Source organism: Pseudomonas fluorescens group sp. PF-69, assembly GCF_054481235.1.
The window spans coordinates 321,167-344,946 of record NZ_JBTMNC010000001.1; the positions used below are offsets into that span (position 1 = coordinate 321,167).

The following is a 23,780-nucleotide window of genomic DNA, read 5'->3' on the forward strand; positions in this document are numbered from 1 at the left end:
CCACATTGGATCTGTGTGCAGCAAACCTTTGTGGGAGCGAGCCTGCTCGCGATGGCGATGCCACAAACACTACAAATTCAGCCCCTTGGCACGGCGTCCCAGCCAACCATCCAATCCAATCAACAGCAACGCAATCAACACAAACCCCGCCAACAATCCCCCGGCATTGATGAACACCTGTGGATAACCCAGCTTCTCCACATCAACGAACGGATAGGGATAAACCGCCAGCAAATGCCCGCGCAGCAGCGAATAGCCGAAGTACAGCAGCGGATAAATCACCCACAACGCGATGTGCCCCAGCCGCAACCGGCCCTTGGGCACACAACACCACCAATACACCAGGAACAGCAGCGGCATGATGTCGTGCAGCAGCTCATCGGCCAGCCATTGCCAGCCCTGCGGGTGCCACAAATGGCGCAGTAACAGGTTGTAGGCCAGGCTGACCACGGCGATGCTCACGGCAATGCCGCTACTGACCGAGGATTGTAAAAACCAGCGCCGTGCAGCGGACTCGCGGGACGTCAGTTCACAGGTCAGGACCGTCGCCACCAGCGTATTGCTGAGCACGGTGAAGTAGCTGAAAAAACTCATCAACCCACCCAGCAGACTGGCGCCCAGGGTCCACCGCGAATAGAAAATCAGGTACATCTGGATGCTCAGGCCGGCCCAACCCAGGACCGCTGCCACGGCCACAAAATGACGTCGTGCGGCAGACCCCATCGCCATCGGGTTGACCCTGTTCAGAGCGGACGCTTGGTGCGCATCAGCTTTACGTAGAGGCGCTCGACCTTCTCCCGTGCCCAAGGGGTTTTACGCAGGAACGTCAGGCTCGACTTGATGCTCGGGTCACTCTTGAAGCAGCGAATATCGATGCGCTCGGCCAGCCCCGACCACTCATAATGCTCAACCAGGGCGTTGAGGATCTGTTCCAGGGTCACGCCGTGCAGCGGGTCAGTGTTGTGTTCGGTCATGCCAGGCCTTCGAGCAGAGTGTGGATTGGAAGCCGCGCACCTTAGCCGAGGGCTTCTTCGGGTGGAAGCGATCTATCAAATGTAGGTGATCTTGGGATCCCGGGACCCTGTAGGAGCGAGCTTGCTCGCGAAAAACGCAATGACACCGCTGGGCATCTGGTTTTACGCGTTTTCGTTCAAGTCCATCGCGAGCAGGCTCGCTCCTACAATTGTTACCGAATCCGAAATAATTCATCTCAACAAAGCGCTTTCTCTATTTGTAACAGAACATTATCCTTGCACTGGCCTTTGCTGAAACGCTTCCGCTGATACGCATCTCGCCTGCCGCGTCCAATCATCCCCAGAAAAAGATCAAGAATTTCCCCTCTATGCCTGATTTACAACCTTCGAAAGACAGCGCTGTCTTTAAGCCTGTCGCCTGCCGGAACGCCTTGAACCTGATCGGCGGATTGACCGCGATGAGCCTCGTCACCTGCGCCCAGGCTGCGGCGGCCTTTGATAGCGACTCACCGTGGATGCTCGGCGACTGGAACGGCACGCGCACCGAACTGGCGGAAAAGGGCTACGAATTCAAACTGGATTACACCGGCGAAATGGGCAGCAACCTGCACGGCGGCTACGACCACGACCGCACGGCGCGCTACAGCGATCAGTTCGGCCTCGGTACGCATCTGGACCTGCAGAAGATCCTCGGCTGGAACGATGCCGAATTTCAGCTGACCGTGACCAAACGCAGCGGCAACAACATCAGCAACGACCGGATCAACGATCCGCGTGTCGGCGGCTTCACCTCGGCCCAGGAAGTCTGGGGGCGTGGCCAGACCTCGCGCCTGACGCAGATGTGGTATCAGCAGAAATTCCTCGACCAGACACTCGACATCAAGGTCGGCCGCTTTGGCGAAGGCGAAGACTTCAACAGCTTCCCTTGCGACTTCCAGAACCTGGCGTTCTGCGGCTCCCAGGTCGGCAACTGGGCCGGTGGCATCTGGTACAACTGGCCGGTCAGCCAATGGGCGATGCGGGTCAAATATCACCTGACGCCCGAGCTGTACGCACAGGTCGGTGCCTATGAGCAAAACCCGTCCAACCTCGATCGTGACAACGGCTTCAAACTCAGCGGCAGTGGCACCCAGGGCACGGTCCTGCCGGTGGAACTGGTGTGGACGCCGAAGCTCAACGGCCTGCCCGGCGAGTACCGCGCCGGTTACTACTACAGCAGCGCCAAAGCCAGCGACGTCTACAAGGACAGCAACGGTCAGCCCGCGGCCCTGAGCGGTGAGGCCTACCGCAGCGCGTCGAGCAAGCACGGCGTATGGCTCGGCCTTCAGCAGCAGGTCACCAGCGTCGCCAGCGATAACAGTCGTGGTTTGAGCCTGTTCGCCAACGGCACGATGCACGACAAAAAGACCAACGCCATCGACAACTACGTCCAGGCCGGCCTCGTCTACAAAGGCTTGCTCGATGCCCGGGCCAGAGATGACATCGGCTTTGCCCTGGCCCGCGTCCACGTCAACCCGGCCTACCGCAAAAACGCCGAAGCGACCAATCAGGCCCACGCCGTCTTCGATTACGACGACCCGGCCTTCCTGCCGCCCCAGGACACCGAATACAGCGCCGAACTCTATTACGGCGTGCACGTCACCCACTGGCTGACCGTGCGCCCGAATTTGCAGTACATCCGTCACCCCGGTGGCGTGGACCAGGTCGATGACGCGCTGATTGGCGGGATCAAGATCCAGTCGTCGTTCTAAAAACACCATTCCCCTGTGGGAGCGAGCCTGCTCGCGATGGCGGTGTATCAGTCGACATTAATGCTGAATACCAGACCGCTATCGCGAGCAGGCTCGCTCCCACAAGGGTTGCATCAACCAAACCGTTTTTATCTGAACCATGCCCGCGCCGGATCGTCATCTACAGTGAACTGGCGCGGGACTACTTGAAACGTCACGGAGAATCACACTATGAGCACTGAGGGTGCCTTGGGTCGAAGCCGTCTATTGCCGACCTTGCTCGGCATACTGCTTCTGCTAATGGGCCTGGCCATGCTGGCCGGGGGGGTCAAGCTGAGCATGCTGGGCGGCTCGCTGTACTACCTGCTGGCCGGTATCGGCATCGCGTTGACCGGCGTTCTGCTGATCGCCGCCCGTCGCGCCGCACTGGGCCTGTACGCACTGGTGCTGTTCGCCAGCACCGTCTGGGCCTTGTGGGAAGTGGGCCTCGACTGGTGGCAACTGGTGCCGCGCCTGGCGCTGTGGTTCGCCCTGGGTGTGGTGATGCTGTTGCCGTGGTTCCGCCGTCCATTGCTGCGTGACGGCACTGCGCCACTGGGCACCGGCGCATTGAGCGTGGCCGTGGCGCTGGCCGGTGCAACCGCCCTTGCCAGCCAGTTCACCCACCCCGGTGAAGTCCTTGGCGAGTTGGGCCGCGACAGCGCCGACATGACCAGCACGGCGCCAGCAATGCCCGAAGGCGACTGGCAGGCCTATGGCCGCAGCGAATTCGGTGATCGCTACTCGCCGCTCAAGCAAATCACGCCCGGCAACGTCGGCAAGTTGCAGGAAGCCTGGCGCATCCGCACCGGCGACCTGCCGACCGCCGATGACCCGGTGGAACTGACCAACGAAAACACCCCGCTCAAAGCCAACGGCATGCTCTATGCCTGCACCGCCCACAGCAAGGTGCTGGCGCTGGACCCGGACACCGGCAAGGAAATCTGGCGCTTCGACCCGCAGATCAAGAGCCCGTCGGGCTTCAAGGGCTTCGCCCACATGACCTGCCGTGGCGTTTCCTACTATGACGAAAACGCCTACGCCAAGGCCGGCGATGCGGCGTCCGCCGTCGTTTCCGAAGCCGGTAAAGCAGTGGCCCAGGCTTGCCCGCGTCGTCTGTACCTGCCGACCGCCGACGCCCGCCTGATCGCACTGAATGCCGACACCGGCAAGATCTGCGAAGGCTTCGGCACCAACGGCGTAGTAGACCTGACCCAGGGCATCGGCCCGTTCACGCCGGGTGGCTACTACTCCACCTCGCCGGCCGCGATCACCCGTGACCTGGTGATCATGGGTGGCCACGTCACCGACAACGAGTCGACCAACGAGCCGTCCGGCGTGATCCGCGCCTATGACGTGCGCGACGGTCACCTGGTGTGGAACTGGGACAGCAACAACCCGGACGCCACCGAGCCTTTGGCACCGGGCCAGATCTACAGCCGCAACTCGGCGAACATGTGGTCGCTGGCCAGCGTCGACGAAAAACTCGGCATGGTTTACCTGCCGCTGGGCAATCAGACGCCTGACCAGTGGGGCGCGGACCGCACCCCTGGCGCAGAAAAATTCAGCGCCGGCCTGGTCGCTCTGGACCTGGCCACCGGCAAGGTGCGCTGGAACTACCAGTTCACCCACCATGACCTGTGGGACATGGACGTTGGCAGCCAGCCGACCCTGCTGGACATGAAAACCGCCGACGGCATCAAGCCGGCTGTGATCCAACCGACCAAGCAAGGCAGCCTGTACGTCCTCGACCGTCGCGACGGCACGCCGATCGTTCCGATCCGCGAAATCCCGGTCCCGCAAGGCGCCGTGAAAGGTGACCACACCGCGCCGACCCAGGCCCGTTCGGACCTGAACCTGCTGGCTCCGGAACTGACCGAAAAAGCCATGTGGGGCGCCAGTCCGTTCGACCAGATGCTGTGCCGCATCCAGTTCAAGGAACTGCGTTACGAAGGCCAGTACACCCCGCCATCGGAACAGGGCAGCCTGATCTATCCGGGTAACGTCGGCGTGTTCAACTGGGGCGGCGTGTCGGTCGACCCGGTTCGCCAGATGTTGTTCACCAGCCCGAACTACATGGCCTTCGTCTCGAAAATGGTCCCGCGCGCCCAAGTGGCGGCCGGCAGCAAGCGCGAGAGCGAAACCGCTGGCGTGCAACCGAACACGGGCGCCCCATACGCGGTGATCATGCACCCGTTCATGTCGCCGTTCGGCGTGCCGTGCCAGGCGCCGTCCTGGGGTTACGTGGCCGGTATCGACCTGACCACCAGCAAAATCGTGTGGAAACGCAAGAACGGCACCAGCCGCGACAGCTCGCCGCTGCCGATCGGCCTGCCCATTGGCGTGCCAAGCATGGGCGGCTCGATGGTCACTGCGGGTGGCGTCGGCTTCCTCAGCGGCACCCTGGACCAGTACCTGCGCGCCTATGACGTCAACACCGGCAAGGAACTCTGGAAGTCGCGCCTGCCGGCCGGCGGCCAGGCGACACCGATGACCTACACCGGCAAGGACGGCAAGCAATACGTGCTGCTCGTGGTCGGCGGTCATGGTTCGCTGGGCACCAAGATGGGTGACTATGTGATTGCGTACAAACTGCCCGAGTAAGTTTTAGCGGCAGTAAAACGAAAGGCGACGCCCTCACAGGCGTCGCCTTTTTTGTGGCCGCAGATTTCAAAACACCACACGCCCCCTGTGGGCGCAAGCTTGCTCGCGATAGCGTGATGTCAGACACCTAAAATGTTGACTGACACTCCGTCATCGCGAGCAGGCTCGCTCCCACAATTGTCCGCGCTAAGCCGAGGTTCAGCTAACCTGAATCCCTGCTGAATACACCTTTGAATGACCGGTTAATGCCCAGGCATCATTGAAACCACCGCCAACCTGCCCCATCTAAGACCCATACCCATTGCGCAGGTGCCCAAATGAGCGACCAGCAAGAATTCCCTGAAGACCCGAGCGAATACGCCGATCCGGAAAACGCCACCCCTCACTCCACCGGCAAAGGCCTCGCCCTGCCTGGCCAGAACCTGCCGGACAAGGTCTACATCATCCCGATCCACAACCGACCGTTCTTCCCGGCCCAGGTGCTGCCGGTCATCGTCAATGAAGAACCCTGGGCCGAAACCCTCGACCTGGTCGCCAAATCCGATCACCACTCCCTGGCGCTGTTCTACATGGACACCCCCCAGGAAGACCCGCGTCATTTCGACACGTCGGCCCTGCCGCTCTACGGCACGCTGGTCAAGGTGCATCACGCCAGCCGCGAAAACGGCAAGTTGCAGTTCGTCGCCCAGGGCCTGACCCGCGTACGCCTGAAGACCTGGCTCAAACACCATCGCCCGCCGTACCTGGTGGAAGTCGAATACCCGCACCAGCCCACCGAGCCGACCGACGAGGTCAAGGCCTACGGCATGGCGCTGATCAATGCGATCAAGGAACTGCTGCCGCTCAATCCGCTGTACAGCGAAGAGCTGAAGAATTACCTCAACCGCTTCAGCCCCAACGATCCGTCGCCCCTGACCGACTTCGCCGCCGCCCTGACCTCGGCCACCGGCAGCGAACTGCAAGAAGTGCTCGACTGCGTACCGATGCTCAAGCGCATGGAAAAAGTCCTGCCGATGCTGCGCAAGGAAGTCGAGGTCGCGCGCCTGCAAAAAGAAATTTCTGCCGAAGTTAACCGCAAGATCGGCGAACATCAGCGTGAGTTCTTCCTCAAGGAACAGCTCAAGGTCATCCAGCAGGAGCTGGGGCTGACCAAGGACGACCGCAGCGCCGACCTCGAACAGTTCGAACAGCGACTGGTGGGCAAAGTCCTGCCGGTGCAGGTGCAGAAGCGCCTCGAAGAGGAAATGAACAAGCTGTCGATCCTCGAGACCGGCTCGCCGGAGTATGCGGTCACCCGCAACTACATCGACTGGGCGACCTCGGTGCCGTGGGGCGTGTACGGCGAGGACAAACTCGACCTCAAGTACGCCCGCAAGGTGCTGGACAAGCACCATGCCGGCCTCGATGACATCAAGGACCGCATCCTCGAGTTCCTCGCGGTCGGTGCCTATAAAGGCGAGATCAGCGGCTCCATCGTGCTGCTGGTCGGCCCGCCGGGCGTGGGCAAGACCAGCGTCGGCAGATCCATCGCCGAATCCCTCGGCCGGCCGTTCTACCGTTTCAGCCTCGGTGGCATGCGCGACGAAGCCGAGATCAAGGGTCATCGCCGCACCTACATCGGTGCTCAGCCGGGCAAACTGGTGCAGGCGTTGAAAGACGTCGAAGTGATGAACCCGGTGATCATGCTCGACGAGATCGACAAGATGGGCCAGAGCTACCAGGGCGACCCGGCCTCGGCGCTGCTGGAAACCCTCGATCCGGAGCAGAACGTCGAATTCCTCGACCACTACCTCGACTTGCGCATGGACCTGTCGAAGGTGCTGTTCATCTGCACCGCCAACACCCTGGACTCGATCCCCGGGCCGTTGCTCGACCGGATGGAAGTGATTCGCCTGTCGGGCTATATCACCGAAGAAAAAGTCGCCATCGCCAAGCGTCACCTGTGGCCGAAACAGCTTGAGAAAGCCGGCGTGTCCAAGGGCAGCCTGAGCATCAGCGACAGCGCGCTCAAGGCATTGATCGACGGTTATGCCCGTGAAGCGGGTGTCCGCCAGTTGGAAAAAAACCTCGGCAAACTGGTGCGTAAAGCGGTGATGAAGCTGCTCGACGACCCGGATGCCGTGATCAAGCTCGGCCCCAAAGACCTTGAAAGCTCGCTCGGCAAACCGGTGTTCCGCAACGAGCAAGTGTTGTCGGGCATCGGCGTGATCACCGGGCTGGCCTGGACCAGCATGGGCGGCGCCACCCTGCCGATCGAAGCGACGCGCATCCACACCTTGAACCGTGGGTTCAAACTCACCGGGCAACTGGGTGATGTGATGAAGGAGTCCGCGGAAATCGCCTACAGCTACGTCAGTTCCAATCTGAAGTCGTTTGGCGGTGATCCAAAGTTCTTCGACGAGGCTTTCGTGCACCTGCACGTGCCGGAAGGCGCCACCCCGAAAGACGGCCCGAGCGCCGGCGTGACCATGGCCAGCGCCCTGCTCTCGCTGGCGCGTAACCAGCCGCCGAAGAAAGGCGTGGCGATGACCGGCGAACTGACGTTGACCGGGCACGTACTGCCGATTGGCGGGGTGCGTGAAAAGGTCATCGCGGCGCGGCGACAGAAGATATTCGAGTTGATTCTGCCGGAGGCCAACCGGGGTAATTTCGAGGAGTTGCCGGAGTATCTGAAGGAAGGCATTACCGTGCACTTCGCCAAGCGATTTGCGGATGTGGCCAAAGTGTTGTTCTGACAGTTCTCTGGCGTCCGCACTACCGCTATCGCGAGCAGGCTCGCTCCCACAGTGGTTGGTGTTCACAAATTTTGTGTTCGCTGCAAAAACCCTGTGGGAGCGAGCCTGCTCGCGATGGCGTTGGCCCTGGCGACGCCAATTCCCAACACTGTCACACTTTGTCTCATCTCAGTTATGCTCGCCGTTCGTCGTGAACGCCGGAGCCATTGATCTTATGTCCCCCACCCGCCTGTTTGTCCCCCTCGCCCTCGCGCTGCTGGCCGCCTGCGCCACGCAACCGAAGCAGAATGTGACCGTGGAAAAACAAAGCGAATGCCCGGTGAAGCTCACCAACGGGCAAAACCTGATCCTGACCCTGCCAAGCAATCCGACCACGGGTTACCGCTGGGCCATCCAGGATTCGGCCGGTGGCGTGTTGCGAGCGCTCAGCCCCGAGGTCTATACCAACCCGGAAGATGCCGGTGTGGTCGGCGCGGCCGGGATTTCCACCTGGCGCTTTCAGGCCTTCGCCACCGGGACCGGGCGTTTGCGCCTGACTTCGCAACAGCCCTGGGCGCCGGAAGTGCTGCCGGTGGACTCTTTCGACTGCAACATATCGGTTGATTGACCGTGGGTTGGCTGATTCTGGCGCTCATGGGCGCCGTGACCTTTCTCTACGGGGTCAGCGTGCACGCCGCGCTGCTCTGTCTGCTGGTCAAGCCGCTGCCCGTCCTGGCCCTGCTCGGCTGGCTGCACGATGCGCCACCGAGCGAGTATCGGCGCTGGATCAGCCTCGGATTGATCTTCTCCCTGCTCGGTGACGTGCTGCTGGCGTGGCCGGGGGATTTGTTCGTGTTCGGCCTTGGGGCGTTTCTGGTCGCGCATCTGGCTTACCTGAAAGCGTATTTGAGCGATTGCCGGCGCCTGGCCTTGTTGCCACTGATCCTGGCCTTGGGTGTCTGTGCCGTGCTGCTGGGAATTCTGATCGCTCACGGACTTGGCCCGTTGCTGATCCCGGTGATTGTCTACGGCCTGGCGATCAGCGCCATGCTCTGGCGCGCACTGGCCCGACTCGGCACCGAGGTGCCCAAGCGCTCGGCGCTGCTCGCGGCGGGCGGTGCCGTGGCGTTTGTGTTTTCCGACAGCGTGATTGGCGTCAGTCGCTTTGTGGTGCCGTTCGAGGCGGCGCCGTACGTGATTATCCTCAGTTACTGGCTGGGGCAATGGGGCATTACCGCGTCGGCGTTCACTCAGAAACCGCGTTGACCCCATCGCGAGCCGGCTCGCTCCCACAATTGATCTGCTGTGAATACAAGATTCATATCCGACGAAATCCCCTGTGGGAGCGAGCCAGCTCGCGACAGCGATCTCACTGACGACGAAGAATCCGGACTTGCCCCGCCGCTTTATCAGACAACCCGCGCATCGCCGCGCCAACTTGGCTAAAATGCCGGCCTTTTCCACCTACGCCGCTGGAACCGCCGTGAGCAAAGAACCCGATCGCCTTTTCGCCCAGCCTTTGGCCCAGGTGCCTGACTTCGCCTTTAACGAGGACGTGGTGCGGGTGTTCCCGGACATGATCAAGCGCTCGGTGCCAGGTTATCCGACCATCGTCGAAAACCTTGGCGTGCTCGCCGCGCAGTTCGCCCAGCCCAACAGTGTGCTGTATGACCTGGGCTCGTCGCTGGGTGCCGTGACCCAGGCCCTGCGCCGTCACGTGCGTACCGACGGTTGCCGGGTGATCGCTGTGGATAACTCGGCGGCGATGGTCGAGCGCTGCCGCGAGTACCTCAACGGTCAGGACTCGATGTTCCAGGAATTGTTGCCGGTCGAAGTGATCGAAGGCGATATCCTCGCCCTCGACTTCCAGTCTGCCTCGGTGGTGGCGCTGAACTTCACCCTGCAATTCATCGCCCCGGAGCAACGCACGGCGTTGCTGTCGCGCATCCGTCAGTCATTGCTGCCCGGCGGTGCCTTGATCCTCTCGGAAAAACTGCGCTTCAACGACCCCGAAGAGCACGCGCTGCTCACTGATCTGCACGTCGCGTTCAAACGCGCCAACGGCTACAGCGAACTGGAAATCGCCCAGAAGCGCAGCGCCATCGAAAACGTCATGAAGCCCGACAGCCTCGAAGAACACCGCGAACGCCTGCTGGCCGCCGGGTTCTCGAAAGTCGTGCCGTGGTTCCAGTGTCTTAACTTTGCCTCGTTGATTGCCTTGCCATGATTGATTTGTCCCCCCTCGCCCGCCGTCTGGCGGGCACGCCACTGGCCGACTGGGCCAACACCCTGCAGGCGCAACTCGACAAGAAAATGGAAAAGGGTCACGGCGACCTGGAGCGCTGGCAAAGCGCGCTCGACGCCCTGCCGACCATCCAGCCGAGCGAAGTCGATTTGCTCAACGGCCTGAAGCTGGACACCGATTGCGACGATGCCACCCGCGCGCAGATGCGTACCGCGTTGATGGGCCTGTCGCCGTGGCGCAAGGGGCCGTTCGACCTGTTTGGCGTACACGTCGACACCGAATGGCGCTCGGACTGGAAATGGTCGCGGGTGGCCCCGCACCTGGACCTCAAGGGCAAACGCATCCTCGATGTCGGCTGCGGCAACGGCTATTACATGTGGCGCATGCTCGGCGCCGGCGCGGACAGCGTGATCGGTGTCGATCCGAACTGGCTGTTCTTCTGCCAGTTCCAGGCCGTGCAGCGTTACCTGTCCGAGCCGAACGCCTGGCACCTGCCCTTCCCCTTCGAAGACCTGCCGCCGAACCTGGAAGGCTTCGACACGGTGTTCTCCATGGGCGTGTTCTACCACCGTCGCTCGCCGATCGAACATTTGCTGGCGCTGAAGGATTGCCTGGTCAAGGGCGGCGAACTGGTGCTGGAAACCCTGGTGGTCGAAGGCGATAAACACCAGGTGCTGGTGCCGGAAGACCGTTATGCGCAAATGCGCAACGTGTGGTTCCTGCCGTCGGTGCCGGCGCTGGAACTGTGGCTGCGCCGCGCCGGGTTCAGCGATGTGAAGTGCGTGGATGTGAGCGTGACCACGGTCGAGGAACAGCGCGGCACGGAGTGGATGAAGTACCAGTCCCTGAGCGACTTCCTCGATCCCGAGGATCACAGCAAGACCATCGAAGGGCTGCCGGCGCCGATGCGGGCGGTGATTGTGGCCAGAAAATAATGCAGAAACCTGTAGGAGCGAGCCTGCTCGCGATGGTGGACAACGATAACGCGGGCTTTCCGAATGGACGCGGCGCTCTCAAGTACATCGCGAGCAGGCTCGCTCCTACAGAGAGGCGGTGTTTAGTCTGAAGGTTTGGCGCGCCGCGCCTTGAAAAACTCGCTCAACACCGCCCCGCACTCCTCGGCCAACACCCCGCCTTCATACAACACCCGGTGATTCAAGAAGCCCTGGGTGAAGAACTGCCCCTGGCTCTGCACGATCCCCGCTTTGGGCTCCAGCGCGCCATACACCACCCGCGCAATCCGCGAGTGCACGATCAGCCCGGCGCACATGCTGCACGGCTCCAGGGTCACGTACAGCGTGCTGCCCGGCAGGCGATAGTTGCTCACGGCCTGGGCGGCGGCGCGGATGGCGACCATCTCGGCGTGGGCGCTCGGGTCATTGCCACTGATCGGGCAGTTGAAGCCGCGGCCGATGATTTCGCCGTCCTGCACCAGCACCGCGCCCACCGGCACTTCGCCGAGAGCGGCGCCCTGGGCGGCCAGGGCCAGGGCTTCACGCATGAAGTCGCGATCACGGCTACGGTCGATGATGGCGGCGGGACGAATCTGTCGCATCACGCCACCTCGATGGCGGCCATCAGGCCGGTTTCCATGTGGTCGATCACATGGCAATGGAACATCCACACGCCCGGGTTATCCGCCACCAGCGCCACTTGCGCGCGCTCGTTCTTGCCCAACAGGTAAGTGTCGGTGAAGTACGGGATGACCTTGTGCCGGTTCGAGGCGATGACTTTGAAGCTCATGCCGTGCAGGTGAATCGGGTGCTGGTATTGAGTCATGTTTTTCAATTCGAAGATGTAACTCTTGCCCTTCTCGAGCCTGGCAATCGGCCGGTCGACGCAGGTCTTGTCAGTGATGTCCCAGGCCTTGCCGTTGATCTGCCACAGGCTCGGCGGCTTGCCATTATCGACGTTCACCGACACCGAACCCACCCACTCGAAATTGAAGTTGAGTTTCTCGGCATTGGCCAGGTCCGGTTCGGCCACCGGGTTGGCGGGCAGCGCGGGGGGCCATTCAGTCGGCGCATCGGTATTGGCCACGGAGCGCAACGTCGCCAACCGTACGGGGCCGTTGCGCAGCGACAACTCTTCGCCGACCGGCGGGGCCTTGATCGCCAGGCAAATGCGCATGCCGGGACCGAGCCAGTATTCCTTGCCGAGCGGGCGCGGCTCGACCGGGTTGCCATCCAGCGCATAGATCTGCGCTTCGACGCCGGGGATGTTCAGGCGATAGGTCAGGGTGTTATCGAGGTTGAGCAGGCGCACGCGGGTGATCTGGCCGGCGGGCAAATCGATGACAGGTTGAGAGACCCCGTTGATGGTCGAAAGACGCCCCGCCGTACCGCCACGAGCCGCCTCGCGAGGAACGCTGAACGCGACGAAAGCACCTTCCTCATCGACGTGCCAGCTCTTGAGGCTCAAGGTTTTTTCGTACTTGAAACCGGTCGGCTCGCGCTCTTCGATGATCAGCGGGCCAACCAGGCCACGGCCGAGCTCTTCGCTGCTGTTCACATGGGGGTGATACCAGTAGCTGCCGGCGTCCGGCACGCGGAACTTGTAGTCGAAGTATTCACCCGGCAGCACCGGCAGTTGCGAAACGTAGGGCACGCCGTCCATTTCCAGCGGCAGGCGGATGCCATGCCAGTGAATGGTGGTGGCGACCGGCAGGTGGTTGATGAAACGCACCCGCAACCATTCGCCTTGACGCACCCGCAGTTCGGTGCCGGGCGCCGACGGGCCGAACGCCCAGGCTTCGGTTTTGTGTCCCGGCACCAGCTCGACGTCCAGCGGCGCGGCGATCAGCTCGTAGTCATGGCCCGCCTCGGCGTCGGCCCTTTTGCCCAGCCAGTAACGCGACGCGCCACCCGCCCCCACGCCAACCACTACAAGACCGGCCAGACCACCGAGTATTTGTCGACGGGTAAAGGACATGGACTCAACTACCTCACGTATCAGCTTCGGGCCCTGGGCCCGCAAAAGGCGAATACGATACACCTGCAATTGCGAAACAGTAAGGGTGACGTGTGGCCGCACATCCGCCGAGGGCATAACTATGTAGTGCACATGCCTTGTATTAACGGCTCATCCTGCACTGCCGTTGTCTCAAGGAATGAGAGTGCATGAACACCAACGAAACACACCCACTGCCCAATGCCGCCGATGAAGCGGCGCTCCAGGCCATCGCCATCCGGATCATCCGGACGTGCCCCAGCCTGCAGGACACGGCCCATGAAGTCGCCAGCAACCTGCTGAAAAAATCCGGCATCGCCGGTCTTGACCCGGACCAGGTGTACTTCCACCGTTTCGACGCCGCCCAAAGCAGTTCGAAAGCCTTTACCGGCTGGGAGCACGTCCACGCCACGCCGACGTCCTCCATGACCCTGACGCAGCTGGTCATCCACCGCTTTCGCGCCAGCGATCAGGACAACGCCGACTTGCTGGATGTCTATGCCGGCTTCTACACCGCCGGCCCGAACGCCGGGACCTTCAATGAAAGCAACGAAGTGCGCCTGCACGGCAACGAGGTGCTCAAGGCCTTCTGGAGCATCGATTTCAGTTCGATGTACCGCGAGCGCCTGACCACCTTCTGGGACACATCTGCCGCGGACTTCCGCACCCTGGCCAAGTGCAATTTCCTCATCCAGGCGGTGAAGGCCCGGGACAAGCGCCAGCTGAGCGACGACGACTTTCAATTCGTCACCCAGGCCGTGATCGGTCCGATCACCTGGCCGGTGAATCTGTCGATGCTGCAAGCACAACATCCTTGTGCCGGCAACGTCAGGACCCTGGACGTCGACGGTCACGTCGCCACCAGCCTCCTTCGTTTTGTCGCGCCCAACGGCCGCCAGATTGTCTACCTGCCCGGCGACACCGTCGCCTTCAAGGTGCTGGAAACCGCGACGGACATGCATTACTGGATACTGCAGGAAATGAACGAGGAAGCCGCGCGCCAGACGTTCACGACCCATTTTTCCCTGGCCGATCGCCAGACCATCGCCGAGAACATCACCGATCTCATGAACAGGCTGGTCAGCACCTGGGGCAAATACGACCATCACCTGATCAACAAAGAGAACCGGATCATCAGCGACGATGCCTTCAGCTGGCTGCGCGATTCGAGCAAGGACGCGATGTTCGCCGAAGCTGAACTCTCGCTGACGTCCAATGGCGATCTGCGCAAGAAACTGTGGATCGGTTACCTCAGCGCCGGTTTGAAAATATTCGGGCCCATGGCGGTGGTCGGCTGGCCGATTGCCCTGCCGCTGGTGGGTGCCAGTATCGCCAGCATGGGTTTGAACATCGATCAGGCGGTCAACGGAAAAACCACTGCGGAGCGCAAGGCCGGCGTTCTTGGCGCCGTGCTGGGCGGTATCGATTTGCTGTTCAACCTCCTGTTCCTCAAGGGGCCGGGATCGCTGGAGGAAATCGTTCCGGAAAACCTCGATGAGCTGAAAGAGGCGTTGGTTGCCGAGGACACGAAGCCTGTGGGCTGGCCCGCCGAACGGCCCGTTGAACTGGATTCATCCTTGCCTGAAACGTCGCAACCCATCGAAATTCCCGAGCATTGGCAAGCCAATGAGCTGCTCGAAGGTCGTACGCCGATGAGTGAGTCCGGACAATTCCAGGGCATTTATCGACTCGATTCCAACCCCTCCACCGCGATCATGCTCAATGAGGCCGCCTATTACGTACGTTACGAAGCCGACCTCAACGGCGGCGGTACCTGGGCGATCATTGATCCGGAAAATCCAAACGCGTTTTCGGGATCTCTGCCTGTGCGTCTCAATGCCCAGGGCGAATGGGAGCTGACACCCCGAGCCGGACTCAAGGGCGGCGGCAACCGGCATCCGGGATCGTCACGAGCGCCTGCACCTGTGCCCGAGCCCGAGCCCGAGCCCGCTTCTACGTCCGCTTCTGTTCAAGCGCCATCACAGGCCATCCTGCGCGGCCCTTCCACGGAATACGATGTCGTTAACCGGTTCCGTCTCAGACAGCTTGCGCTGGGCGAAAGAGAAACCCATATCAAACTGGTCCGTCAGCCAGACGGAAGTTTTCGCGGGGTGACCACTTACGAAGAGTACATCGCAGCGTCACGCGCCAAGCTGTCACAGGATGCACGCCTGTTCTTCGCTCGCAACGGATTCACTGCCTCATTACCGCCGCGCCCTGAGCTGCCCGCCGTGACACCCTCAACCACTACCGCCGAACTGATTCCGAAGATATTCAATGCAGCGCCTGGCCTGGTCATTGGCGAAAGCCAGGACCGCATTGCCAGCATGCGGTTTCTCATCGAGAACATGCCGACCCTGGCCCAACGGGAAATCAAGACGATCTATTTCCACCGCCTGCTCAACGATTTCAACCAGGTAGAGCTCGATCAATTCTTCAAGACCGGGTCAATGCCCAGTGATCTCGAGGCGTATCTGGAAAAGCTGACCAGCGACCCTTCCGGACGCTTCACCCCGCTCGAAGTGGTCAAGGCGGCTCAACAACATGGCATTCGTATTCAGGCAACCGACTGCCTGGCCAGTTACCGCTTCCCCGGTTCATCACTGCCCGACATGCACGAGCAAGCCATCAAGACCTACCTCACCCACACCCTCATGCAGGCCGATAAAGCGCTGAACGGCGCGGGCAAATGGGTGGTGCTGACGGATCAGGAAAACATCAACACCTTTCGCGGCATGGCTGGCATCAGCGAAATGCAGGGCGGTATTGGTTTGCGTATCGAAGAGGTGCTGCCGGAAGAGGGGCCGTTGATTGAAACGGATCGAGGAAGGGAGGTAGGTCGCGGCTTTGCCACACAACCCGAATCCATCGACGGCAATGTCGACACCCTGCACACAGACCTGAGCTTGCAGATGCCACTGCCCTTGCTCGAAAGAACGCCGGAGGAACTGAGCCGGATGCTGTTCAGGCAAGGCATGTTCACCTTTGAAAAGTCGAACGAAAACTGGACGCTGATCCATCGCAGCAGAGACGGCCAGGTGACCCGGACACTGGTCGAGCGCACGGCCGACGGCAACTACCTGATCAATCGCCCCGCCTGGACCGAGGTGCATCAGGTGCCCTATGCCAGCATCGAAGAGCTGTCGTGGGGTCTCAGCCGCATGGGCATGCACCTCGAAGGTCGCTTGCCGCTGTAAGTCTTTCAAGGGCTTCCCGCCCCACTGAAAAACACCGGAAACCTTGTGGGAGCGAGCTTGCTCGCTCCCCTATGGGGTCGCAAATGTGTCGCGCGCCGCGTTGAGCCCTGATTTCAGCGTGCGTTCCATACTTTTCTTACAGCATCTATCCATTAAAACGACCTGACATTCACTCAAAGCCCTACAGATCCAATCTCGCCTGCGTCACATAGTGCCGACCTCTTACCCCTCCACTTCTCAAGGACAGAGAATGCATTCATCTGACACAGGCAACTCATCGCTCCTGCCCAACCCGGCCGATCTGCGCGCCCTCAAGGATCTGGTGATCCCGTTCGTAGAGGCCTGCCCCGACATGCACGACATGTCCCACGCAGAGGCCCAAGGCATCCTGGACAAATACGGAATACAGCACATCGATCCGGATCGAGTGTGGTGGCACCGTTTCGACAACACGTCCGTCACCAGCAGCAAAGCCTTCCTGCTCTGGGAACACTACCCCACGCCCATCGAGTCACTGACGCTGCCGCAGCTGGTGGTTCAGCGCTTCCACGCCCAGGATCAGGACAACGCCGACCTGCTGGACAGTGACGGCGGCTTCTACAATGAAGGCGCGCAGGCCCGGATCTATAACGAAACCAACGAAGTGAAGATGTACCCCAGCCAGGTCATCAAGGATCTGTGGCGCATTAACTTCCATGATCGTTACTGGAAAAAAATGTCCGACTTCTGGGCCAGTCACTCAGACAATTACCGCACGCTCGCCAAGCTCAATTTCATTTCGAAGGCGGTGGAAGAACATCAGGGCGAGCGCTTGAGCAATGAAAACCTCAAGACCGTGCTCAAGGCCGTGGCCGGGAACATTTCCTGGCCCATTAGCCTGGACATGCTCAAGGCTGAAGCCCCCGCCATCGAAGGCCTGCGGGTCGCCCCCTTGTACATCGGCAATTATCGGGCAACCGACATCCTGCGCATCATCGATAAAAACGGGCGTCAGATTCTCTATACCCCCGGCGAGCTGAATGCCTTCCACGTGTTCGAGACGCCCCATGACTTGCACTGGTGGTTGCTGTGCCAGAACAACCACGCCGACAACCGCAGCCGCTTCATGGCCCACTTCCCGCTGGCCGCCCAACAGCAGGATGAAGACAACGTCGGCCTGAACCACATCATTGATCTGCTGTATGTCACCTGGGGCAAATACGACAGCAGCCTGTTCGATCAGGATGCTCCGGACCTGACAATTGACGCCTTCACCTGGATTCGTGATTCGACCATCGAGCGCATGTTCAGCGATGCGGAGCTGTCACTGCGCTCCAACGGCGACTTGCGGGAAAAAATGTGGATCGGCTACCTGAGCGTCTTTACCCGTCTCTTTGGGTCCATGGCCGTCGCGGGCTGGCCGGTCGCCCTGGCGGCTGTCGGTGCCGGGATCGCCGACATCGGTCTTGGCATATCCCAGGCCGTCAACGGCATGAATGCCACGGAGCGCAAGACCGGGGTTCTCAGCGCGATATTCAGCTCCATCGACACGCTGTTCAACCTGCTGTCACTCGGGGGCACCGCCGAAGTGGCGCAGGTCCAGGAAGCCAGGGAAACGTTCACGCCCCAAGAAAATCTCGCCGCCGGGGTGGAGCACCCGACGGGCGCAACGCCCAGAATCACCGTGGCCGCCCCGGGTCGAACCTATAGGCTGGAAGGCGAGAATCCGCTGGCCCCCTTCCGGACCAATGAACTGCTTGACGGTCTGGACGTGGTCAGCACTGAAGGCCGTTACCGAAACATCTATCAGCCCTCCACCGGCGGTAACTACATCAAGATCGAGGACGACTACTATCGGGTCCGCTACGTCAACGAGATGAAGACCTGGGTCGTCATCGATCCCGCCAACGAGTTCTCGTTTCACCGCAGCCTGCCGGTTCGCTTGAATGCCGAGGGTCGATGGGAACCCCTCACCCGTCCCGGCCTGTACGGTGGAGGGAAGATTCTCGACAAACTGCCTTGGGGACGTTCCGCAGGACGGTTACCCGACATGGACAGTGTGCCCACCCCTTACGATGTACCGCCCGAATTGCACCAGGCACTCAAGCCCGTGGCCAATGGCGAACTGAGAGGCAGACACCTGCAGGATGTTTTTGAAAACATCACCGATCCTGAAGGCTCGCTCAAACAGTTCAAAAACTTGCGACATCGTCTGTACCGGGATGCCCGGGCTTTCTACATGAACCCGCACCTGCCGCCCAGGCCCGACATTCCCCTTCTGGGCCCGGGGGGGAACATACAGACAAAGAACATTATCAAATCACTCTACAAGGAAACACGAGGCCTGGTGATCGGCGAAAACCACTCCAGTATCGGCAGCAAGCAATTTCTGATCGAAAACATGGAGGTGCTCAGTAAACAAAGGATCAAGACCTTGTACATGGAACACTTGCTCACCGACTTCCATCAGGCGGACCTGGACATATTCAACCGGGGTGGCGATCTCTCGGAAGATCTGGAGTCCTACCTCAAAATCCTTGATCAGGGCCATGACACCGACCCAGCCGGCGAGTTTACCTTCCTGGAAGTGGTCAAGGCCGCGCAAAAGAACCACATCCGTGTCCAGGCGATTGATTGTGCCGCCAGCTATCGGTCCGCGGGGATGATGGAGGTAAGCCGCAACTACCGGCAGGAGATGATGAATTACTTTGCCAAAACCGTCATCGATGCCGACCAATCCCTCAGGGGAGCGCACAACTGGATAGCGTTTGTCGGCGAAAGCCACGCCAACAATTGGGAAGGGGTTCCCGGCCTCAGCGAACTGGAAGGCGGTATCGGGCTTCGTGTCGAAAGCGCCAAACCCGGCCTGAAGGGTGATATCGAACCCGATCCGGGAAGAGCCGGCGAAAGCCTCGAAGACATGAGGCCGGAATTCGTAAAAAACGACTTGCGCCTGCAGGTCGAACTGCCACCCGCAAGAGTCAGGCGAGCGAAGATGGAAGCCGCACTGACTGAACCAGGGATGCTTACCATTGACAAGGTCGGTAGCCAAACCGTGCTGATTCACCGCAGCAGAGACCTCAAGTTGGTCGTCACGCCCATCGAGAAGGACGCGAAAGGCCTGTACGTCAACCGCCCTAATTGGGGCAGCCTTAGCAACAAGCGTTTTGCCACGCTGGGAGAACTTCGCGAGGCGCTTGAGCGCATTAACTTGAGGCTGGTGCGCATCCCCTGAAACGCAAGAAGCCCCCGGTCTCACGATCGGGGGCTTCCTTTGTCGCTATCGTTTTGAGCCTGGGTTTACGGGCTCAAATACGATCATTCCCACTCTATTATTGATAATTAATAAAATTCGTATAATATCAATGAGTTATAATACGAAATATACTTAATTCCATGAAGGATGCCATATCCTGCTATGTAGACGATAGCTTTCGCTCCGCATCGGCAAGACTCCACCCCTCATCCTGTCCGAACACCTTGGCTATCTGTCGCAATAGGATGGCCAGCTCGGCCGAGTCGCCGTTGCGGCGAACTTCGGTCAGCAACTCGGCCGCATAGGCCGGATCGGCGTGGAACTGCTCGGCCATTGCATCGTCATGTGGTCGGTCTTTCATCTTGTGACATCCACTTTGTTGAGGGCACGATACTGGGGGACACCTGGATTATTGATCCCGTTACCAAGAATGGATGATTTGGACCATGGGAGTCAGATTCAATAGCGTACAACCTTAAACTGTATAAGGAGCCGTGGGTTTTCATACAGACTCGTCGTAAAGGCTTTGGCGAAACACGCTCAGGATTGTCAATTCGGCTCAGTGAGATACTACGAACTCATGCCGCTCTCATTTTCGGTTAAAAAACACCCACGAACCCAGCTACTTTTTCCGCCCTCAGATAGATTATCCCAAATGAATCTAGTCTGAGACTGTTCGACAGGTCTTTACTTAGATTAATTCTGTTTGCATTTCAATGACTGATTGAACAAGCTCATTTAACACTCACACTAGCAACAAGTGTGTCCAACCCAACTTGCTCTGATGCGCATATTCAAAAACTTAAACGTCAGATCAGAATGCCGCACACGGATCAAAAATTAACACTTGCCCGAGCTGTTCAAGTTGCAATAGTGAGACTGTTAGAGGTACCATGCGACTTTTATCGTGCTTGTCGATTCTAGAGTATGAGGGGGCGAAATGATTTCAAGGTTTTCTGGCTCGAACTACAAGGCATTTAAAGAATTTGATATTGAGTTCAAGCCAATAACTATATTGCTTGGAGCAAACAGTAGTGGCAAGAGCGCACTCATAAATTCGTTATTAATGTTGTCTCAGTCAGCAGACTCGACAGCTATTTCCGAGTCTGCACTTCGTTTAAATGGAAACAAAACGGGGATGGGTGAAACGCTAAACATTGTTAGGGATAAAAACCCAGAAAACAAATTATCCTTCACTTTTTCCCTCAGCACTACGGACATTCTGAAAAAAAACTTACACAGTGCGAAATCCGGTTGTTTGGAAATGCACACACAAATAATTCGATTTATAAGCTATATAGTTAGGCAGGGGCCGGCGAAGCCTGAGATACTTTCAAAGCTAATGTCGAAAGTTGAAGAACTTCAATTATCAACAAGCGACAACATGGCATCCCCTCAAAAGATAAAAGAGTTTTCAAGCCTATATATTAAGATTATAAAAATCTATCGTGCTAATTTGCCCACAGAGAGAAAAGCACGTATTTTCACACCGGAATTTATAGCAGCGACTGAGAAGACTTCGATACGCAAGATTGAAGACTGTTTTGATACATTAATGTCAGCATCTGCTTCGCGCATCACTCCCACACGTATCAGCTACTCATTTTCGTACAATAAAAAGCAGGAAAATTTAAAAGTAAGCGAATATATTCAATACAACAAAGCTGGCGCCGTTGTTTTTGGATTTAAACGAGAAGGCCAGAACACCAAGATATTCTCAGATGTATTTTCTCAGGTTGCATTGGACAGATCCAAAACTGAAATCCTAAAGACTATTGATTTCGATTCCATGAAAATTTCTAGAGCCTCGCCGCAGTTGAGCGTGAGCTTTGGTAGTTTTACATTTATAAAAAATAGTCCCAATCCATTTGCCAGCATTCTTGCTCACTTTGTCGCGATAACCTCCAAGCATTTACTTGACAGCCTTACTGACTTGCAAATAAATCACGTTAGTCCGCTTCGAGCATTCCCTCAAAGGTATTATCTGCTGGACAAATCGATTCATCATCGTAAGCTCAATGCTTTAGATGGAACGGAGCTTGCAGAAGTTTTAAAAAACAATCCGGAAATAAAAAACAAGATAAATGTATTGTTTGCTCCTTTTAATATCGGAATTGACATTGAGAGGGTTAATGACATTATTCATAAAATTGTGGTCAACCAAGACTCAGTAAATTTAGAGCTGACCGATGTGGGGTTTGGTATATCGCAAGTTTTACCAATATTGGTACAGGCGTATTTATCCCCTAAGGATTCCTTGACGATAATCGAGCAACCGGAAATTCATCTCCACCCGAACATGCAGGCATGGTTGACTGATGCTTTGATTGTCATAGCTTTAAAAGAAAGTAAGAAATTTCTAATTGAAACTCATAGTGATGCACTGATACGTAGAATTAGATTGAGGGTCGTAGATGATAGCTCGGCTCTGAGCGAAGAGGACATCAAGATATATTATCTCCACAGAGATCGAGCTGGTAGTTGCACCACTCTGGATAATATCGCAATTAATGCGACCGGAGATATTAAATGGCCGCGTGATTTTATGGATGTAGAAATTAAAGACACCATCCAGATTCAACAGCTTAAATCAGAAAAATCCAGTAAGACCGAGGGCGTTTTGCATGGCTAACGCTCACTGCATTTGTCCGTCTTTTTTATCTAGCAACATTTCCGACCCTACTGTGTACATGAATGTATTTTTAACAAAATTCCTCATGTCCGATGATCAAATAGTGTTAGATAGAGAGGGAAAGATTGTTCTGGCGTACGTTAGCGCATTGAAAGATGACATTGACGGCTTCAAAAATTACACAGCATGGAAAGCATTGGTAGAGTCTAAGAGCTCAGGAAAAACGTTAATAGCATCATCTGGTGGAGCAAATGCTGATAGCGAGGTAATTTATAACACCATTTCCAATGCCACGACCACGTTTGATAAATCTATTGTTGCCGAAAATAATAACCATTATGACGATTTCATTGATGAAATAAACAGGCAGCGGATAAATTTACTGAGTTTGCAAAGTCTTGAACATCATAAGATCTCAAAAATTTTTGAGCGAATCTGTGGCTATGCGGACTTTGAAGCGGATTTGGGATGGGTCATTCATAGGTTGGGTAGGCTATCGAAAAAAAACAAGCTGGAAGATGACTATAATGACTTTTTGCGAGAGATGTTACTTAGTAAAAGCTACGAGGTAAAGGATCAAACTCGGGAGGGAAAATCCGCGTCAAAAAAGGGGGCGGGTGAGCTGGATATCGTAGTTGAAAACAACGGGGATCTATATACCATAATCGAAGCCATGAAGCTAAGTTCGGTTGACAAGGAATATATAGATGACCACTATAAAAAATTGCTGACAAACTATAACCCGCTGGCTGTTAAACGGACTTTTTTAGTAACTTACTATAGTGGCTCTAAATTCTCTGAATGGTGGACTAGGTATATTTCCCATCTCAACTCATTAGTGATGTCTTCTTATATTCCTGGCTCTCCTTTGGTCTCGGTTAGTATAGATGAGGTCAAAACACCTTATGGAAACTTGAAGAAACTGCATCATCATATGGAGCTTAATGGTGAGAATACGTTATGCACTCACTTCGCCATAAAACTTGATGATTAACAACTCTCGGTTTATTCACTATACCGGGCTAGACCTCGTACTATACAGGTAGTATTAATCCAGGTATTACCACGTATTTTATAGCCCTGTCATTTTTATATAGATCTGAAGCATAAAAAATCGATCTCAGTAAAAACTGACAGGGCGTCAGTTAGTGACGTTAATGGATAGCTATTGCACCTACGAAATAGTCAATATGATGGCGATAAAATCCCATGGATTGATTATGTAGATACGCTTGCCCACTCCTCACTTTGCCTATACGACTGTTGGGCAGGGTTGCCTTGATGGCGGCGATGAAGGCCTGATGCTTTTTTGGCGGTGTGACAAGTGTTGCTGGCGCTCACTGCCCAAAGATCCCGATCAATAGGGTGTTTCCCAAACTAGCGCTAAGACTCTCGATCGGCACTAGCTCCGCGATTTTCACCAGAATACCGTCAACTAACTGTATGTTCTTTGCGTAAGGG

Annotated in this window: 16 protein-coding genes; 11 read left to right on the plus strand and 5 right to left on the minus strand. The window is 57.5% G+C overall.

The window, feature by feature from the left end:
* Positions 1–69: 69 nt before the first annotated feature.
* The gene (locus ACX3YF_RS01480) at positions 70–729 is read right to left on the minus strand and encodes a Pr6Pr family membrane protein (protein WP_130207523.1); all 660 of its coding nucleotides are present in this window, start codon (positions 727–729) and stop codon (positions 70–72) included.
* Positions 730–743: 14 nt separating this feature from the next.
* A complete protein-coding gene (locus ACX3YF_RS01485; protein WP_007985772.1) occupies positions 744–974 on the minus strand; it encodes a VF530 family protein in 231 nt (76 codons plus the stop codon).
* Between the two features lie 368 nt (positions 975–1,342).
* On the opposite strand from ACX3YF_RS01485, the gene ACX3YF_RS01490 reads away from it, so the two are divergent.
* The 7 genes from ACX3YF_RS01490 (at position 1,343) to cmoB (ending at position 11,241) form a co-directional block, all read left to right on the plus strand.
* Positions 1,343–2,725, plus strand: a complete 1,383-nt coding sequence (locus ACX3YF_RS01490) for a carbohydrate porin (protein ID WP_458973318.1) — start codon at positions 1,343–1,345, stop codon at positions 2,723–2,725.
* 210 nt (positions 2,726–2,935) lie between these two features.
* Positions 2,936–5,347, plus strand: a complete 2,412-nt coding sequence (locus tag ACX3YF_RS01495) for a glucose/quinate/shikimate family membrane-bound PQQ-dependent dehydrogenase (RefSeq protein ID WP_458973319.1) — start codon at positions 2,936–2,938, stop codon at positions 5,345–5,347.
* Between the two features lie 317 nt (positions 5,348–5,664).
* Positions 5,665–8,082: an endopeptidase La gene (gene lon / locus ACX3YF_RS01500; protein ID WP_130207517.1), complete on the plus strand. Its 2,418-nt coding sequence runs from the start codon at positions 5,665–5,667 to the stop codon at positions 8,080–8,082.
* A 214-nt stretch (positions 8,083–8,296) separates the two neighbouring features.
* The gene (locus tag ACX3YF_RS01505; RefSeq protein ID WP_196586743.1) at positions 8,297–8,689 is read left to right on the plus strand and encodes a protease inhibitor I42 family protein; all 393 of its coding nucleotides are present in this window, start codon (positions 8,297–8,299) and stop codon (positions 8,687–8,689) included.
* A 2-nt stretch (positions 8,690–8,691) separates the two neighbouring features.
* Positions 8,692–9,327: a lysoplasmalogenase gene (locus ACX3YF_RS01510; protein ID WP_458973320.1), complete on the plus strand. Its 636-nt coding sequence runs from the start codon at positions 8,692–8,694 to the stop codon at positions 9,325–9,327.
* A 181-nt stretch (positions 9,328–9,508) separates the two neighbouring features.
* Positions 9,509–10,288, plus strand: a complete 780-nt coding sequence (cmoA, locus tag ACX3YF_RS01515; protein ID WP_189340409.1) for a carboxy-S-adenosyl-L-methionine synthase CmoA — start codon at positions 9,509–9,511, stop codon at positions 10,286–10,288.
* On the plus strand, positions 10,285–11,241 hold the full coding sequence (gene cmoB, locus ACX3YF_RS01520) for a tRNA 5-methoxyuridine(34)/uridine 5-oxyacetic acid(34) synthase CmoB (RefSeq protein ID WP_448645861.1): 957 nt from the start codon (positions 10,285–10,287) through the stop codon (positions 11,239–11,241). Before cmoA ends, cmoB begins: the two co-directional genes overlap by 4 nt.
* Positions 11,242–11,363: 122 nt before the next feature.
* Here the strand turns inward: cmoB and tadA are convergent, their stop codons facing one another.
* Together tadA and ACX3YF_RS01530 are read right to left on the minus strand one after the other, a co-directional pair.
* Complete coding sequence (gene tadA, locus ACX3YF_RS01525) at positions 11,364–11,861, minus strand: tRNA adenosine(34) deaminase TadA (protein WP_047538171.1); 498 nt, start codon at positions 11,859–11,861, stop codon at positions 11,364–11,366.
* Complete coding sequence (locus ACX3YF_RS01530; protein ID WP_458973321.1) at positions 11,861–13,237, minus strand: multicopper oxidase family protein; 1,377 nt, start codon at positions 13,235–13,237, stop codon at positions 11,861–11,863. The genes tadA and ACX3YF_RS01530 overlap by 1 nt, the downstream gene beginning before the upstream one ends.
* 188 nt (positions 13,238–13,425) lie before the next feature.
* Between ACX3YF_RS01530 and ACX3YF_RS01535 the strand changes: the two genes are divergently transcribed.
* A complete protein-coding gene (locus ACX3YF_RS01535; protein WP_458973322.1) occupies positions 13,426–16,452 on the plus strand; it encodes a dermonecrotic toxin domain-containing protein in 3,027 nt (1,008 codons plus the stop codon).
* Between the two features lie 250 nt (positions 16,453–16,702).
* Positions 16,703–19,666, plus strand: a complete 2,964-nt coding sequence (locus ACX3YF_RS01540) for a membrane-targeted effector domain-containing toxin (RefSeq protein WP_448645859.1) — start codon at positions 16,703–16,705, stop codon at positions 19,664–19,666.
* A 181-nt stretch (positions 19,667–19,847) separates the two neighbouring features.
* Here ACX3YF_RS01540 and ACX3YF_RS01545 read toward each other — a convergent pair whose 3' ends face one another.
* Complete coding sequence (locus ACX3YF_RS01545) at positions 19,848–20,048, minus strand: transcriptional regulator (protein ID WP_458973323.1); 201 nt, start codon at positions 20,046–20,048, stop codon at positions 19,848–19,850.
* Between the two features lie 579 nt (positions 20,049–20,627).
* Between ACX3YF_RS01545 and ACX3YF_RS01550 the strand changes: the two genes are divergently transcribed.
* Together ACX3YF_RS01550 and ACX3YF_RS01555 are read left to right on the plus strand one after the other, a co-directional pair.
* The gene (locus ACX3YF_RS01550; RefSeq protein ID WP_458973324.1) at positions 20,628–22,319 is read left to right on the plus strand and encodes an AAA family ATPase; all 1,692 of its coding nucleotides are present in this window, start codon (positions 20,628–20,630) and stop codon (positions 22,317–22,319) included.
* A complete protein-coding gene (locus tag ACX3YF_RS01555; protein WP_458973325.1) occupies positions 22,312–23,313 on the plus strand; it encodes a hypothetical protein in 1,002 nt (333 codons plus the stop codon). The genes ACX3YF_RS01550 and ACX3YF_RS01555 overlap by 8 nt, the downstream gene beginning before the upstream one ends.
* Positions 23,314–23,780: the final 467 nt, after the last annotated feature.